This is a genomic window from Streptomyces sp. NPDC053665 (genome assembly GCF_055585285.1).
In genome coordinates this window covers 544862-559796 of the sequence record NZ_JBVJKK010000005.1, presented here as the reverse complement: position 1 = coordinate 559796, position 14935 = coordinate 544862, and the positions used below count along the sequence as shown (strand labels likewise).

14 protein-coding genes are annotated in these 14935 nt (G+C 73.6%); 1 reads left to right on the top strand and 13 read right to left on the bottom strand.

What is annotated here, in order from left to right; translation table 11 throughout:
- Positions 1 to 130: 130 nt before the first annotated feature.
- From ACZ6ZN_RS22640 to bldG, 6 genes are all read right to left on the bottom strand, one after another.
- Positions 131 to 328 (bottom strand): hypothetical protein, encoded by a 198-nt coding sequence (locus ACZ6ZN_RS22640; RefSeq protein ID WP_333932242.1) that lies wholly within the window; start codon positions 326 to 328, stop codon positions 131 to 133.
- Positions 329 to 710: 382 nt separating this feature from the next.
- Positions 711 to 2240 (bottom strand): DUF7059 domain-containing protein, encoded by a 1530-nt coding sequence (locus tag ACZ6ZN_RS22635; RefSeq protein ID WP_469648788.1) that lies wholly within the window; start codon positions 2238 to 2240, stop codon positions 711 to 713.
- 289 nt (positions 2241 to 2529) lie between these two features.
- Positions 2530 to 3120 carry a small secreted protein gene (locus tag ACZ6ZN_RS22630; RefSeq protein WP_369198407.1) on the bottom strand — a complete coding sequence of 197 codons (591 nt, stop codon included), beginning with the start codon at positions 3118 to 3120 and terminating at the stop codon, positions 2530 to 2532.
- 192 nt (positions 3121 to 3312) lie between these two features.
- Positions 3313 to 5727: a sodium-translocating pyrophosphatase gene (locus tag ACZ6ZN_RS22625; RefSeq protein WP_451876249.1), complete on the bottom strand. Its 2415-nt coding sequence runs from the start codon at positions 5725 to 5727 to the stop codon at positions 3313 to 3315.
- 304 nt (positions 5728 to 6031) lie between these two features.
- A complete protein-coding gene (locus ACZ6ZN_RS22620; protein ID WP_451876248.1) occupies positions 6032 to 6454 on the bottom strand; it encodes an ATP-binding protein in 423 nt (140 codons plus the stop codon).
- Positions 6455 to 6576: 122 nt separating this feature from the next.
- Positions 6577 to 6918, bottom strand: a complete 342-nt coding sequence (bldG, locus tag ACZ6ZN_RS22615; RefSeq protein ID WP_003991900.1) for an anti-sigma factor antagonist BldG — start codon at positions 6916 to 6918, stop codon at positions 6577 to 6579.
- Between the two features lie 79 nt (positions 6919 to 6997).
- Here bldG and ACZ6ZN_RS22610 point away from each other — a divergent pair, with 79 nt between their 5' ends.
- On the top strand, positions 6998 to 9616 hold the full coding sequence (locus ACZ6ZN_RS22610) for a DEAD/DEAH box helicase (RefSeq protein WP_469648786.1): 2619 nt from the start codon (positions 6998 to 7000) through the stop codon (positions 9614 to 9616).
- A gap of 69 nt (positions 9617 to 9685) precedes the next feature.
- On the opposite strand, the gene ACZ6ZN_RS22605 is transcribed toward ACZ6ZN_RS22610, so the two are convergent.
- The 7 genes from ACZ6ZN_RS22605 to ssd all read right to left on the bottom strand — a co-directional run bounded on the left by ACZ6ZN_RS22605 (position 9686) and on the right by ssd (position 14923).
- Positions 9686 to 10189 (bottom strand): Rv3654c family TadE-like protein, encoded by a 504-nt coding sequence (locus ACZ6ZN_RS22605; RefSeq protein ID WP_469648784.1) that lies wholly within the window; start codon positions 10187 to 10189, stop codon positions 9686 to 9688.
- The gene (locus ACZ6ZN_RS22600) at positions 10186 to 10545 is read right to left on the bottom strand and encodes a TadE family type IV pilus minor pilin (RefSeq protein ID WP_398108831.1); all 360 of its coding nucleotides are present in this window, start codon (positions 10543 to 10545) and stop codon (positions 10186 to 10188) included. Before ACZ6ZN_RS22600 ends, ACZ6ZN_RS22605 begins: the two co-directional genes overlap by 4 nt.
- Positions 10532 to 10741 carry a DUF4244 domain-containing protein gene (locus ACZ6ZN_RS22595; protein ID WP_369198401.1) on the bottom strand — a complete coding sequence of 70 codons (210 nt, stop codon included), beginning with the start codon at positions 10739 to 10741 and terminating at the stop codon, positions 10532 to 10534. The genes ACZ6ZN_RS22600 and ACZ6ZN_RS22595 overlap by 14 nt, the downstream gene beginning before the upstream one ends.
- 87 nt (positions 10742 to 10828) lie before the next feature.
- The gene (locus ACZ6ZN_RS22590) at positions 10829 to 11620 is read right to left on the bottom strand and encodes a type II secretion system F family protein (RefSeq protein ID WP_469648780.1); all 792 of its coding nucleotides are present in this window, start codon (positions 11618 to 11620) and stop codon (positions 10829 to 10831) included.
- Entirely contained in the window at positions 11617 to 12465 is an 849-nt protein-coding gene (locus ACZ6ZN_RS22585; RefSeq protein WP_469648952.1) for a type II secretion system F family protein, read from the bottom strand. The genes ACZ6ZN_RS22590 and ACZ6ZN_RS22585 overlap by 4 nt, the downstream gene beginning before the upstream one ends.
- A gap of 20 nt (positions 12466 to 12485) precedes the next feature.
- Positions 12486 to 13817, bottom strand: a complete 1332-nt coding sequence (locus tag ACZ6ZN_RS22580) for a TadA family conjugal transfer-associated ATPase (protein WP_469648778.1) — start codon at positions 13815 to 13817, stop codon at positions 12486 to 12488.
- Positions 13814 to 14923, bottom strand: coding sequence for a septum site-determining protein Ssd (ssd, locus tag ACZ6ZN_RS22575; protein WP_398108885.1), 1110 nt, complete (start codon positions 14921 to 14923; stop codon positions 13814 to 13816). The genes ACZ6ZN_RS22580 and ssd overlap by 4 nt, the downstream gene beginning before the upstream one ends.
- Positions 14924 to 14935 lie beyond the last annotated feature (12 nt).

Here is a 14935-nt window from a genome sequence, read left to right as displayed (position 1 = left end):
GCCCGCAACGGCCACTCGAACGGTAACCCGACTACCACCATTCCTGCCGCCCGGAGTGCGGGGCCCGGACCCGGTCCCGGGCGGAGCGCCGGCTCCCCGATCAAGGGCGGGCGTCCGGCCCGGCCGCCTCTCAGAGGCGGGTGAAGCACCAGGTTCCGGCGGCCAGCGCGAGCACCGCGACCACGCCCGCCACGGCCGCCGATGCGACCGGCCTCACACCTTCCGCGACGGGCCGTTCCTGGCGCACGCACGCCACCGTCCACGCCAGCAGTCCGCCCCCGAACAGGGAGAACACCGCTCCCGCGAAGATCGCCGGTTCGCTCTCCATGGCTCGCCGCGCCCCTTTTCTCCCACCCACCCGTGCCCAGCCCCGGGAGGCTGTCACGCGTGGGCGGCGGGGAGGCGAACCCGAGGTGAACGCCGGGGCGGCGCGTGGGCGCGGCCGAGGACGTGACGCGCTCGCCGCCCGTCCCGGGGAGGGTGTTCAATTCGACTCGAATTTGTTGGCGCGTGGGTCGGCGCGTTCGCTGGCGAGGGCGAGCCGCATGGCCGGACCGGCCGGACCGGCAGCGCCCCTCGAGCCCGGGCCGGACGGCCGTCGGCCACGGGGTCAGCGTGACGGGGTCAGCGTGACGGGGTCAGCGGTCACGGGGCCGTCGGCCACGGGTTAGCGTCACGGGGCGGTCGGCCACGGGTCGGCGGTCACGGGGTCAGCGGGCCGGCTCCAGGAAGCCCTGCTCGACCAGCAGCCGGATCTGGGCCGGGGTGCGGTCGCGCAGCAGCACCGGGTCCTCGCCGAGCAGCTGGGCGATCGCGTCCAGGATGACGCCGGCGCTCATCGAGCCGTCGCACACCCCCGCGAAGCCCGCCCCGACGGTGTCCACCCGGGTGGCCCGGCGCATGCCGCGGTTCTGGCGCAGCACGACGTGCTCGGGGTCCTCCGCGCCGGGCAGCCCGACCTGCTCCTGCACCACCTCGGCGGCGAGCCGGAAGTGCGCGGCCAGGAGCGCGGCGTCGTCATGGCCGCGCAGGAAGTCGAGCCGGTCGAAGTGGTGGCGGATGGTGTCGCCCAGCGGCTGCTCGACCGGGTGGGGCCACTCCTCGACCGTCACCGAGGGCACGGCGGCGTCCGTCCTGCGCAGGGTGATCCAGCCGAAGCCGACGGCCTTCACCTTGCGCGCCTCGAACTCGTCGAGCCACGCGTCGTACCGCGCCTGGTACTCCGCCGGGTCGCCCTGGTGGTCACCGGCGTCCCGCAGCCACAGCTCGGCGTACTGGTGGATGTCCTGCACCTCGCGCTGCACGATCCACGCGTCGCAGCCGCGCGGCACCCACGACCTGAGCCTGTCCTGCCAGTCCTCCCCTTCCACGTGCTGCCAGTTGGCGAGGAACTGCGCGAACCCGCCCACGGTCAGCCGCTCCCCCGCCTCCTGAACGAGCGTGCGGCACAGATCGTCCCCGCCCATCCCGCCGTCGCGGTAGGTGAGCCGGGCGGCGGGCGAGATCACGAACGGCGGGTTCGAGACGATCAGGTCGTACTTCTCGCCGTCCCGGACGGGCGTGAAGAGCGAGCCCTCGCGCAGATCGGCGGTCGGGGCGCCGGACAGCGCCAGGGTGAGCGCGGTGATGTGCAGGGCGCGCGGGTTCAGGTCGGTGGCCGTCACGCGCGTGGCGTGCTGCGCGGCGTGCAGCGCCTGGATGCCGGAGCCGGTGCCGAGGTCGAGCGCGGAGTCCACGGGCGTACGGACGGTGATGCCGGCGAGGGTCGTGGAGGCGCCGCCGACGCCGAGGACGACTCCTTCGTCCCGGCGTCCGATGCCGCCGGCGCCGCCGACCGCGCAGCCCAGGTCCGACACGATGAACCAGTCCTCGCCGCCGGGGCCACCGTAGGGCCGTACGTCCACCGTGGCGGTCAGCTCGCCCTCGCCCGCCCGTGCCAGCCAGCCGCTCTCCAGGCAGGCGTCCACGGGCAGCACCTCCGCCACGCGCGCGTGCGGCACGGGCTGCTGGAGCAGGAACAGCCGGACGAGCAGTTCCAGGGGCGTGTCCCCGCGGGTCGCCCGCAGCGCGGGCACGGTCTCGCTGCGGGCCAGCGCCGCGTACGCGGGGGCCCCGAGCAGGTCGAGCAGGCCGTCGGCGGTGAAGGAGACCGCGAGCAGGGCGTCCCGGAGCCGGGCGGCGACATCGGGCCGGTCGGCGGCGGGCAGCGGGGGCAGGGATGACTGGCTGGCGTTACTCACGCCCCCATTGTGGCCGCCGGGAACGAGATCGCACGCGCCCGTGCCGCGTACTCCCGGGGGTCGGGGCGCCGTCCGACACGGGCAGGAGCGTTCAAGCCGGGGACGCCATCCGGCCCGGGCACGCGTCTCGCACTCAGTCCTCCGGCCCGGGCGCGCGTCTCGCGCGGACGGAATCCGGCCCGGGTGCGGACGCCGGGCGGGGTGATCCGCCACCGGCTCCGACCGACCTCGCGCGGACGCGAGGGGACAGGGGCACCGGCGGGGCCCGCTGCCCCGCCCGGGCGTCGGGTCAGCTCTGCGTGGCGCCCGCCGACGCGGTGGCCGCCTTGCAGCTGGACTGACGGGCCATCGCTTGGCCGACCTCGCCCTCCTCCAGGTTCTTCAGGGCGTCGTTGCCGCTCTGGCTCAGCTTGTCCAGCTCGCCGGCGATGTCCTTGAGGCCGTCGGCGAACTTGCCCTGGTCCTTGGTGTCGAGGTCGTCCACCTGCTTCTTCAGCGAGGCGTACGACGCGGAGATCGAGTTGAGCTCCTTGACCGCGTCCTGCTGCTTCTTCTCGCCGTTCTCCACGTCCGGCGCCCCGGCCTTGTTCACGGCGCTGCCGATCGCCTTGTAGGCGTCGGACATGTCCTGGAAGGCCTGCGCGTCGGTCTTCTGGACCTCCTCGGGAGCGCTGTTGTCCGAGGTCTCCTTCTGGATCGCGGCGTTCGCCGACTCGATCTTCTTGGCCTGCGGCTGCACGGCGTCGCAGACCTGCTTGGCCCAGGAGTCGAGCTTGTCGTTGCCGTCGTCGCCGCCGCAGCCGGACAGCGCCAGTACCAGTACCGCACCGCCGGACAGTGCGGCCGCGAGCTTCTTGTTCACCGGTTTGGTCCCTTCCATGGCTCTCGGCCCCGGAACATACACGCCGCATGCACGGCCACCGCACGCCGAACGCCCAATAAGACCGTTTTGTAACCTTTTGCACCAAGCGAGAGAAGGCTCACGCATGGTCGTGCACCGCACAGTGCGGGCGGGCGACGCGTCAACGCACGCCGCCCGCCCGCACCTTGAGCCGGATATCCGGGAAACCGCCTACGAAACCACCGCCGGATCAGCCGACTTCGGCTTCGGGGGCTTCGGCTCGGCGTTGTCGTCGTCGCCCATGGCGATCCCGCGCCGCTTGGAGACGTACACCGCCCCGGCGATGACGACGAACGCCAGGGCCGCAACCAGGATGCGCACCCCGATGCTCTTGTCCGGACCGTAGGAGAACTTGATCACCGCGGGCGCGATGAGCAGGGCCACCAGGTTCATGACCTTCAGCAGCGGGTTGATCGCGGGACCGGCGGTGTCCTTGAACGGGTCGCCGACGGTGTCGCCGATCACGGTCGCCGCGTGCGCCTCGCTGCCCTTGCCGCCGTGGTGCCCGTCCTCGACGAGCTTCTTCGCGTTGTCCCACGCACCACCGGAGTTGGCGAGGAACACCGCCATCAGCGTGCCCGCGCCGATCGCGCCCGCCAGGAACGCGCCGAGCGCGCCTACGCCCAGCGTGAACCCGATGAAGATGGGCGCCATGACGGCCAGCAGACCGGGAGTGGCCAGCTCGCGCAGGGCGTCCTTGGTGCAGATGTCGACTACCTTGCCGTACTCCGGCTTCTCGCTGTAGTCCATGATCCCGGGCTTCTCGCGGAACTGGCGCCGCACCTCGAAGACAACGGAACCCGCCGACCGCGACACGGCGTTGATCGCCAGCCCCGAGAAGAGGAAGACGACCGCCGCGCCCGCGACAAGGCCCACGAGGTTGTTGGGCTGGGAGATGTCCATCATCAGACTCATCGGCGCACCCTCACCGCTGAGCTTCTCGCCCACGTCCCGCGCCCCGGTGAAGATCGCGTCGCGGTAGGACCCGAACAGCGCCGCCGCCGCGAGCACGGCCGTGGCGATCGCGATGCCCTTGGTGATCGCCTTGGTGGTGTTGCCGACCGCGTCCAGGTTCGTGAGCACCTGCGCGCCCGCGCCCTCGACGTCGCCGGACATCTCCGCGATGCCCTGTGCGTTGTCGGACACCGGCCCGAAGGTGTCCATCGCGACGATCACCCCGACCGTGGTGAGCAGGCCGGTGCCGGCCAGCGCCACCGCGAACAGGGCCAGCATGATCGACGTGCCGCCGAGCAGGAACGCCCCGTACACCCCGAGCCCGATCAACAGGGCGGTGTAGACGGCCGATTCCAGACCCACGGAGATGCCGGCGAGGACGACCGTGGCCGGGCCGGTCAGCGAGGTCTTGCCGATGTCCCGGACGGGCCGGCGGGTGGTCTCCGTGAAGTAGCCGGTCAACTGCTGGATCAGGGCGGCCAGCACGATGCCGATGGCCACCGCCACCAGGGCGAGGATCCGCGGGTCGCCGTCCTTGGCGCGGATGGCGGCATCGCCGACGCCGTCCAGGTCCGCGTACTTCCCCGGCAGGTAGACGAACACGGCCACCGCCACCAGCACGAGCGAGATCGCCGCGGAGATGAAGAAGCCGCGGTTGATGGCGCTCATGCCGCTGCGGTCGGCCCGCCGGGGCGCCACCGCGAAGATGCCGATCATCGCCGTGAGGACACCGATCGCCGGCACCAGCAGCGGGAAACCGAGACCGGCGTCGCCGAAGGCCGCCGAACCCAGGATCAGCGCGGCGACCAGGGTGACGGCGTACGACTCGAAGAGGTCGGCCGCCATGCCCGCGCAGTCGCCGACGTTGTCGCCCACGTTGTCGGCGATGGTCGCGGCATTGCGCGGATCGTCCTCCGGAATGCCCTGCTCGACCTTGCCGACCAGGTCGGCGCCGACGTCGGCGGCCTTGGTGAAGATGCCGCCGCCGACCCGCATGAACATCGCGATCAGCGCGGCCCCGAGACCGAAGCCCTCCAGCACCTTCGGCGCGTCGGCCGCGTACACCAGCACCACGCAGGAGGCGCCGAGCAGGCCCAGGCCCACCGTGAACATGCCGACCACACCACCCGTACGGAAAGCGATCTTCATCGCTTTGTGCGAGACGGTGGTCAGATCCTTTTCCGGCTCGCCCTCGGCCGGTGTCGCCTCGCGCGCCGCGGCGGCGACGCGCACATTGCTGCGGACGGCGAGCCACATGCCGATATAACCGGTGGCCGCCGAGAACGCCGCTCCGATCAAAAAGAAGACCGAACGTCCGGCACGCTGACTCCAGTCGTCCGCGGGAAGCAGCATGAGCAGGAAGAACACGACCACTGCGAATACGCCGAGAGTGCGCAGCTGCCGGGCCAGGTAGGCGTTCGCGCCCTCCTGGACCGCTGCCGCGATCTGCTTCATGCTGTCGGTGCCCTCGCCTGCCGCGAGTACCTGGCGCACCAGGACCCCCGCGAGCACCAGGGCCGCCAGGGCGACGACCGCGATGATCACGACGAGCACACGGTTGCCGTCGGTCAGTACGGCGGCTGCGAGATCGGTGGGATGGCCCGACTGTGGTGTGAAGGAAAGCCCCGCCATTCGTCCTCCTTGACGCTTGGGCTGAGCTCAAGATGTGGACGGGATTGTAGGTACCGGAACCTGATCAAAACAGTGCACGATAAAGGGAATTCGCCGCGCGAGTAATGCTCTGAAAGCATTCTCGGAGTTCCGCCGGGCGCGCGAATGATCGTGAATCAATTCACGCGTCGAACGGCACAGGAACCACTGTAAAGGCGATCACTGACACCCGCACATGACGAAGGGCCCCACGGGTGGGGCCCTTCATGACGAGCGGGGTGTGCGGTCACCGCTTGCGCGGTGGCCGCCCTGCGCGGTGGCGGTGTCAGACCAGGATCGTCGGCGGCGGCGTCGTCGGCCAGGTCATCTTGATGGATCCGCCGTGCTCGCCCGCGCTGACCTCGACGTCGTCGACGAGTCCGCTGATGACCGCGAGGCCCATCTCGTCCTCGTCGGCCTCGCCGTCGCCGTCGGACGCGCGGTCGCCGGGTGTGGCGTGCGGGGCCTCGTCGCCGACCTCGATGGAGAACTGCTTCTCCTCCTCGATCAGCAGCACCTTCACCGGTGCCGAGATCCCGCCCAGCTGGTGCAGGCCGACGGCCCGGGTGCACGCCTCACCGACGGCGAGCCTGACCTCGTCGAGGACGGCCTCCTCCACTCCGGCCCTGCGCGCCACCGCTGCCGCCACCAGCCGGGCGGTCCTGACGTGCTCGGGCAGCGCGCTGAAGCGGAGCTCAACGGTGGCCATGCATCCCCCTCGCAACTTCGGGCGTGCTGTCGAGGGGCTCCGGGCCGCCGAAAGCCCGGGCCCCCTCGGTCTTCACTTCCGCCGAACATCGGCCGGCCCGGGCACGGAGCCCGGGGCCGGTGTCAGTCGGTGGCCGCAACCGCTTCCTCGACCGAGGTGTGAATCGGGAACACCTTGGTGAGGCCGGTGATGCGGAAAATCTTCAGAATGCGCTCCTGGTTGCAGACCAGGCGCAGGGAGCCCTCATGGGCACGCACGCGCTTCAGGCCGCCGACCAGAACGCCGAGCCCGGTGGAGTCGAGGAAGTCCACGCCCTCCATGTCGACGACAAGGTGGAAACTGCCGTCGTTCACCAGCTCGACCAACTGCTCGCGCAGCTTGGGCGCGGTATATACGTCGATTTCGCCACCGACCCTGACGATCGTGCGATCGCCCATGGTCTCGGTCGACAGGGACAGGTCCACGGATCCTCCAGCACCTTGCTATCGAGCGGTCGCCCTCGGGGCATCTCGGCTTCAGCCCTTGGACGCTTCGCCAGCCGCGATGGCATTCAATCACTTACCGGCAGGCGTGCACGACGCCTTGGCTCCATTGTCCGTCACGCCAGTGACACACTCGGTGCCGATGGCCAAGAATCACCGATCCGATCGAACCCCGCCGGACCCCGCCTCCCGGCCCGCGCCGGGCGCGGTCCTGGACCGGCTCGCGTCCGGTCCGAGCAGGGCTTCGCGCATTACTCATACGGAGCACTTGCCCCCGCGCGCGGGTCGGCATGCCGTCTGGCCGGACCGGATCCGCGCGGAGATCGTGGCGGCGGTGCAGGCGGCCGGTATCGAACACCCCTGGGCCCACCAGGCCCGGGCGACCGAGCACGCCCTGGACGGCGACTCGGTCGTGGTCGCCACCGGTACCGCCTCCGGCAAGTCCCTCGCCTACCTCGTGCCGGTGCTGTCCACCCTTCTGGAGGGCTCCGAGGCCCCGAACGGCCGGGGCGCGACCACCCTCTACCTGGCTCCCACCAAGGCCCTCGCGGCGGACCAGCGCCGCTCGGTGAAGGAACTTTCACAACCGCTCGGCACCGCCGTCCGGGCGGCCGTCTACGACGGCGATACTCCGTTCGAGGAACGCGAGTGGATCCGCCAGTACGCCAACTACGTGCTGACCAACCCCGACATGCTGCACCGGGGCATCCTGCCCTCCCATCCCCGCTGGTCCTCCTTCCTGAAGTCGCTGAAGTACGTCGTCATCGACGAGTGCCACACCTACCGGGGCGTCTTCGGCTCCCACGTCGCCCAGGTGCTGCGGCGGCTGCGCAGGCTGTGCGCCCGGTACGGCGCGTCGCCGGTGTTCCTGCTGGCCTCCGCCACCGCCGCCGAGCCCGCGGTCGCCGCGCGGCGACTGACCGGCGTGCCGGTCGTCGAGGTGGCGGACGACGCCTCACCGCGCGGTGAACTGGTGTTCGCCCTCTGGGAGCCGCCGCTGACCGAGCTGCACGGCGAGAAGGGCGCCCCCGTTCGCCGGACGGCCACGGCCGAGGCCGCCGACCTGCTGACCGACCTCACCGTGCAGGGCGTCCGCTCGGTGGCCTTCGTCCGCTCCCGGCGTGGCGCGGAGCTGATCTCCGTCATCTCGCAGGAGCGACTGGCCGAGGTGGACCGCTCGCTGGCCGGGCGTGTCGCGGCCTACCGGGGCGGCTATCTCCCGGAGGAACGCCGCGCACTGGAGCGAGCCATCCATTCGGGTGAACTCCTGGGCCTCGCCGCGACGAACGCCCTCGAACTCGGCATCGACATCTCCGGCCTCGACGCCGTCGTGATCGCCGGCTACCCGGGCACCCGGGCCTCCTTGTGGCAGCAGGCCGGCCGGGCCGGACGGTCGGGTCAGGGCGCACTGGCCGTCCTCGTGGCCCGGGACGATCCGCTGGACACCTTCCTCGTCCACCACCCGGAGGCCCTGTTCGACCAGCCGGTCGAATCGACGGTCCTCGACCCGGACAACCCCTACGTCCTCGCCCCCCACCTGTGCGCGGCCGCCGCGGAGCTGCCCCTGACGGACGAGGACCTCGACCTGTTCGGCCCCGCCAGCCAGGGCCTGCTGCCGCAACTGGAGGCCGCGAAGCTGCTGCGCCGCCGCACCAGGGCCTGGCACTGGACCCGCCGCGAGCGTGCCGCCGACCTGACCGACATCCGCGGAGAGGGCGGACGGCCGGTCCAGGTCGTGGAGGCGGCGACGGGCCGGCTGCTCGGCACGGTCGACGCGGGTGCGGCCCACTCGACCGTGCACGAGGGCGCGGTCCACCTCCACCAGGGCCGCACGTACCTGGTGCGCTCCCTGGACCTGGAGGACTCCGTCGCCCTCGTCGAGGAGGCCTCCCCGCCCTACTCCACGGTCGCCCGCGACACGACCGCCATCTCCGTGCTGGAGACCGACGTCGAGATCCCCTGGGGCGACGGCCGCCTGTGCTACGGCTCCGTCGAGGTCACCAACCAGGTCGTCTCCTTCCTGCGCCGCCGGCTCATCACCGGTGAAGTCCTGGGCGAGACCAAGCTCGACCTCCCTCCTCGTACGCTGCGCACCCGCGCCGTGTGGTGGACGGTCACGGAGGACCAGCTCGACCGCGCACGGATCAGCCCGGAGATCCTCGGCGGTTCCCTGCACGCCGCGGAGCACGCCTCGATCGGCCTGCTGCCCCTGTTCGCGACCTGCGACCGCTGGGACATCGGCGGCGTGTCGATCCCCCTCCACCCCGACACGCTCCTGCCGACCGTCTTCGTCTACGACGGCCACCCGGGCGGCGCGGGCTTCGCGGAACGGGCCTTCCACACCGCCCGTACCTGGCTGACCGCCACCCGCCAGGCCATCGCCTCCTGCGAGTGCGAGGCCGGCTGCCCGTCCTGCATCCAGTCCCCCAAGTGCGGCAACGGCAACGACCCGCTGCACAAGAGGGGCGCGGTACGCCTCCTCACGGTGCTGCTGGAGGGGGCGCCGGAGGAGAAGGAGGCCGACGGGGAGCCGCGGAAGCAGGAACGGGGCACCCTGCCCGGGCAGGAGCCCGCCGGGGGACCGGAGGGGCCGGAGAGCCCGGAGGGCCCGGAGAGCCCGGAGGGCCTGGAGGGCCTGGAGGGCCTGGAGGGGCCGGAGAGCCAGGCGGCGGACGGCTAGCCGGGGGCGGTGCGACCGGGGCCCGGGACGATCGGCGCCGCCCACGGGGCCCGGCCACCTACCCGGCTTCTACCCGGCTGCGGAATCTCCGCGTGTCTCCTTCCGCCCCGTTCCCTCCGCCGACACTGCCCCGTCCGTGCCCGTCGGCGTCTGCGTCGCGGTCGCCGTCGCCGTCTGCGTCGGCGGGCCGGCCCGGGCCCTGACCCGCGCCGTGAACGGTCCCCGTCCCGACGCCGCCGTCACGTCCGCGATGTCTCCGACGACCTTGCACCGCACCAGCCGCGCCCCCTGTGCCCGGGCTACCCGGGCGGCCCGGGCACAGGCCACCGTGCCGCCCTCGGCCCAGTGGTCCGCCGCCGCGAGGGCGGCGAGGTCGGCGCCGCCCGCGGCGCGGTGCCGGATCACCACCGGCTGTCCCAGCGCGAGGACCACGCCGAAGACGACACACAGGACGGCGACGGCTCCGACGCTCCAGACGGTGGCGGACCCCCGGTCCGCCGCAAGCCCCTCTCGCGCACGGTCTCCCGGCCCACGCCGCGCGCCACACACGAGGCGGCGGTCCCGGTGTCTCATGTGCCCACCGCCTCCTCCACGGAGGCCACGGCCTCCTCGCGCACCGAGAAGGACAGACCCCGCAGGACCGGCGGCTCGGCCACCACGACGACCCGGACCTGCTCCGGCCCACGGCTGACGGTGACCTTCGCGCCGGGCGGCGCCGCCTCCCGGGCCAGTCGTACGACCCGCTCGGGCGGGTCCTGCCGGGCCGCCGACCTGGCGCCGGTCCGTGCGGCGTCCACGCACTGGATCTGCGCGGCCACGGCCAGCAGGCCCCACACCAGCGCCATCGCGAACATGACCAGCACGGGCAGCACCACCGCCGACTCCGCTGTGACGAACCCGCGGTCGCCGCCCCGCTCACATCCGCGCATTGAGGGCGCCCTTCACGATGCCTTGCAGCTCCGCGCTGACCGTGCCGCTCGTGACGACCTTGTACAGCACCACCGCGAACGCCACGGCGGCCACGATGCCCATCGCGTACTCCGAGGTGACCATCCCCGCGTCCCTGCGCGCCGCCCGCATTCCGCACACCAGGGCACGCAGCCGCGCCCGTACCGCCTGATACATCTCAACCCCCGTAGGAAAGGATCCGAACTTCCACTGCTCGTCGTCTGCTTCACTCACTGCGCTCAGCTGCTCCGGTCGGTCTCCGCGTCAGCGACCACCTCCTCCGAGCACTCCACCCGCCAGCCCGATCACCACGGGCAGCACCCCGACCGCGAGGAACGCGGGCAGGAAGCACAAGCCGACCGGAGCGCTGACCATCACGCCCGCCCGGCGGGCCCTGGCCGTGGCAGCCCGGCCCCAGTCCGCCCGGGCCTCGGCGGCGAGCCGGGCCACCGGTGCGGCAGCGGGCAGGCCCGACACACCGGCCCGCTCCAGCAGCCGGGCCAGTCCTCCGGCACCGGGCAGGACTGCCACACTCCGCCAGGCCGCACCCGGTTCACCACCCAGCCGTACCTCCGCCGCGCCCCTGGCCAGGGCGTCGCCCACCGGACCGCCCAGCGCCTGCCCGACGGCCTGGGCAGCGACAACCGGGCCGGCACCCGCCGCGATGCAGGCGGCCAGCAGGTCGGCAGCCAGGGGCAGTTGCCGCTCCGTCTCGGCCGGATCGGGCGCGTGCCGGGCGGCTCTGCCCTTCGCCTCCTGGTGCAGCCGCCACCGCCACACACCCACCGCACCGGCGAGTCCCACAGCCAATCCGGCCGGACCGCCGACCAGCGCCCATCCGGCACACGCGACGCCCAGGGGAGCCGACCACGTGCGCGCCGCCCCGCGCAGATCGAGACGAGGGGAACGCGAGACCTCCTCCCGGGGCCGCAGCCGTGCCAACCGCCGCCGCATCGCCCGGTGGCGCCGCGTCTCGACCAGCCACCGGCCCCACCAACCGAGGGCGAGCACCATCCCCAGGGCCACCCCCAGCCTGTGGACAACCTCCGCGCTCATGCCACCGCCTCCGCACCCCGCACGATCCGCGACACCCACCACAGCCCGAGGCCCTCCAAGATCCCGCCGACGGCCAGGCAGCCCAGGCCGGCCGGGGTGTGGAGCAGGACGTGCAGGGGATCCGCGCCGAGGGCGGTGCCGATGAGCAGCCCCAGAGCAGGAAGCCCCGCGAGCATCACCGCCGTCGCCCGGGCACCCGCCAACTGGGCGCTCAGGTCCGACCGTTGGTTTCGCTCGGCCCGGAGGGCGGCTGCCAGCCGGTCGAGTCCGGACGCGAGGCCCGCGCCCTGGTCCACCGCCACCCGCCAGCAGGCGGCGAGGCCGCGCAGGCCCTCGGCCCCCGGTTGCCGCGCCGCCGTCGCGAGGGCCTCCGGCACGTCACCGCCGAACCGTGCCGCCGCCAGTACCGTGGCCTGGGCCTCGGCGAGTCCGCCGCAGTCCCGGGCGCCGCGCAGCAGTGCCTCACCCGGCTGGCGTCCGGCCCGCACCTCGCCGGCGAGCGCCGAGCACAGGGCGATCACCTCGGCGGCCCGACGTTCCCGGTCCCGGCGCTCTCGGCCGGCCAGCCGGGCCTTCCGCAGCAACGGCACCCCGGCCGCTCCCAGCACGACCGGCAGTACCGACGCCCCCAGCACCGCGACCAGCGCCCCGGCCGCCGGCGCCCACCACTCGGTCCGCCACCGGTCCCGCACCCACCTCGGCACACCGGCCCTCGTCCGCCACCCGGGCGGATCGGCACCGACCGCTCCGCCTCCCTCGAACAGCAGCCGGGCCCGCCGTACCGCCGCATCCCGTCGGACCAGCAGCCACGCGGCCGCTCCCCCGCAGGCCGCCGCGACTGCCATGGACATCGCCGTCGTCCCCGTCATCCCGAACGCCATGCCGTCACCCCGTTCACCGCTCCCGGCTCCACTCCGGCTCCGTCACCGGCCGGTGGTCCGGAACCCCGTGTCCACTCGGCGGACCGCGGCCCGATTCCGGCCCGGCCTCCGCCGCCCACCGCCCGACCGCCGGCCGGCCCGCTCCCGGCGCCCTCACCGCGAAGCAGTCCCCGCAGCCGCTCCCACCCGGCCTCGCGCACGAATGCCTCCTCTCCCCACCGCAGCGCCGGCACGGTCCGCACCAGCCCCGACGGTTCGCGCTCCAGCACGTGCACCTCGACGACGCGCCGCCGCCCGGCGCGGTCGCGCGCGAGGTGCAGGACGACCGAGAGGGCGGCCGCCACCTGGCTGTGCAGGGCGGCCCGGTCGAGCCCGGCGGCCGTGCCCAGGGCCTCCAGCCGGGCGGGGACGTCGGCGGCGGCGTTCGCGTGGACCGTTCCGCAGCCGCCCTCGTGTCCCGTGTTCAACGCGGCCAGCAGATGCACCACTTCGGGCCCGCGCACCTCACCCACCACCAGCCGGTCGGGCCGCATCCTCAGCGCCTGGCGCACCAGGTCCTCCAGGGTGACCAGGCCCGCGCCCTCCTGGTTGGCGGGGCGGGTCTCCAGCCGCACCACGTGGGGGTGGTCCGGTCGCAGTTCCGCCGAGTCCTCGGCGAGGACGATCCGTTCGTCCGGCCCGACCAGGCCGAGCAGGGCGCTCAGCAGCGTCGTCTTCCCACTGCCGGTGCCCCCGCTGACCAGGAAGGAGAGCCGGGCGTCGAGCAGGGCGCGCAGGACCCGGTCGCCGCCGGGCGGCACCGTGCCCGCCGCGACCAGTTCCCCGAGGGTGAAGGCCCGCGGCCGGACCACGCGGAGGGACAGGCAGGCGCAGTCCACGGCCACCGGTGGCAGCACGGCGTGCAGCCGGGTGCCGTCGGGCAGCCGGGCGTCGGCCCAGGGGCGGGCGTCGTCCAGCCGGCGGCCCGCCACGGCGGCCAGGCGCTGGGCCAGCCTCCGCACGGCCGCGGCGTCCGCGAACCGTACCGGCGTCAGCTCCAGCCCGCCGCCCCGGTCCACCCAGACCCGGTCCGGGCCCGACACCAGCACGTCGGTCACCGACGGGTCGGCGAGCAGCGGCTCCAGCGGCCCGCTGCCGACCAGTTCGGACCGCAGCCGGGCCGCAGCCCCCAGGACCTCGGCGTCCCCGAGCACCCGGCCCTGGTCCCGCAGGGCCTGCGCCACGCGTGCGGGGGTCGGCTCCGCCCCGCTGTCGGCCAGCCACCGCCGTACGCCGTCGAGCAGCTCCGCGCCCTCGGGTCCGGTCAGCGTGCTCATGCCGCACCCGCCTCGACGAGCGCCCGCTCCCAGAACTCCCGGCAGAACCGGGCGAGCGGTCCGCGCGGAGCCGCACCCGGGGGTGCCGCACCTCCGTCCGGTCGCAGCAGCCCCGGCTCGACCGGCACCTCGCCGGCCAAGGGCAGCCCCAGCAGCCGGGCCACCTCCCGGTCGTCGAGCCCCGGCGCGTGCGGGCCGCGGACCGCGACCCGCAGATCCCGCAGGACCATGCCGATCGCGGACGCCACCCGGCCGGCAGCGGCCACGGCCCGCAGCTCCGAGGGCACCACCAGCAGACCCATGTCGAGCTGGGTGAGCACCTCAGCCACACCGTCGTCGATCCGACGCGGCAGGTCGACGACCACCGTGCCGCCCCGCCGGCGTGCCGCCGCCAGGACCGCGCGCACCGCCGGGGGCGGGACGGCGATTCGATCGCCCCGGTCCCAGCTGAGCACGCGCAGCGAGTGCAGCTCAGGCAGCGACTCCTCCAGGGCGCCCCCGCCGACGCGCCCTCGTGAGGACGCGAACGCCGGCCAGCGCAGCCCCTCGGCCGTCTCCCCACCGAGCAGGACGTCGAGTCCGCCACCCAGCGGATCGGCGTCCACCAGCAGGGTGCGCAGTCCCTCCCGCGCGGAGGTGACGGCAAGGGCGCAGGCGAGTGTGGACGCGCCGGCCCCGCCGCGGCCGCCGACGACCCCGACGGTGAGAGCCGGCCGGCCCACGCCCTCGGCGACGTCGGCGATCCGGTCGACCAGCCACTGCTCGCCGTCGGGCAGCATCAGGACGTGCTCGGCGCCGATCTCGACGGCCCGCCGCCACACCCCCGAGTCGTCCTGGTCCCGTCCGACGAGGACGACACCCTTCCTGCGGGCGGCGCCGCGCACCCGCCGCGCCGCGTCGTCGCCCACGAGGACGAGCGGTGCGGCCTCCCACCCGCCTCTGCGCTCGGGCACCCCGTGGTGCACCTCGGGTGTGGCGCCCGCCGCGGCGCACAGGCGCAGCAGGTCGTCGAGAAGGTCGGTGTCCTCGGTGACGATCAGCGGTCCACCCTGCCGCCCTGCGGCGGGCGGCGGATCGTGTGTGACGGTTCCGGCCACGGTCTCCATCCCCCTTCACTG

Bases quoted from the DNA above. Each gene is read 5' to 3' on its own strand.
- ACZ6ZN_RS22620 (WP_451876248.1), bottom strand. From the start codon at position 6,454: ATGGCCACCGTTGAGCTCCGCTTCAGCGCGCTGCCCGAGCACGTCAGG.
- ACZ6ZN_RS22595 (WP_369198401.1), bottom strand. From the start codon at position 10,741: ATGTATCAGGCGGTACGGGCGCGGCTGCGTGCCCTGGTGTGCGGAATG.
- ACZ6ZN_RS22580 (WP_469648778.1), bottom strand. From the start codon at position 13,817: ATGAGCACGCTGACCGGACCCGAGGGCGCGGAGCTGCTCGACGGCGTA.
- ACZ6ZN_RS22605 (WP_469648784.1), bottom strand. From the start codon at position 10,189: ATGAGACACCGGGACCGCCGCCTCGTGTGTGGCGCGCGGCGTGGGCCG.
- ACZ6ZN_RS22625 (WP_451876249.1), bottom strand. From the start codon at position 5,727: ATGGCGGGGCTTTCCTTCACACCACAGTCGGGCCATCCCACCGATCTC.
- ACZ6ZN_RS22600 (WP_398108831.1), bottom strand. From the start codon at position 10,545: ATGCGCGGATGTGAGCGGGGCGGCGACCGCGGGTTCGTCACAGCGGAG.
- ACZ6ZN_RS22630 (WP_369198407.1), bottom strand. From the start codon at position 3,120: ATGGAAGGGACCAAACCGGTGAACAAGAAGCTCGCGGCCGCACTGTCC.
- ACZ6ZN_RS22610 (WP_469648786.1), top strand. From the start codon at position 6,998: ATGGCATTCAATCACTTACCGGCAGGCGTGCACGACGCCTTGGCTCCA.
- ACZ6ZN_RS22585 (WP_469648952.1), bottom strand. From the start codon at position 12,465: ATGGCAGTCGCGGCGGCCTGCGGGGGAGCGGCCGCGTGGCTGCTGGTC.
- ACZ6ZN_RS22590 (WP_469648780.1), bottom strand. From the start codon at position 11,620: ATGAGCGCGGAGGTTGTCCACAGGCTGGGGGTGGCCCTGGGGATGGTG.
- ACZ6ZN_RS22640 (WP_333932242.1), bottom strand. From the start codon at position 328: ATGGAGAGCGAACCGGCGATCTTCGCGGGAGCGGTGTTCTCCCTGTTC.
- ssd (WP_398108885.1), bottom strand. From the start codon at position 14,923: ATGGAGACCGTGGCCGGAACCGTCACACACGATCCGCCGCCCGCCGCA.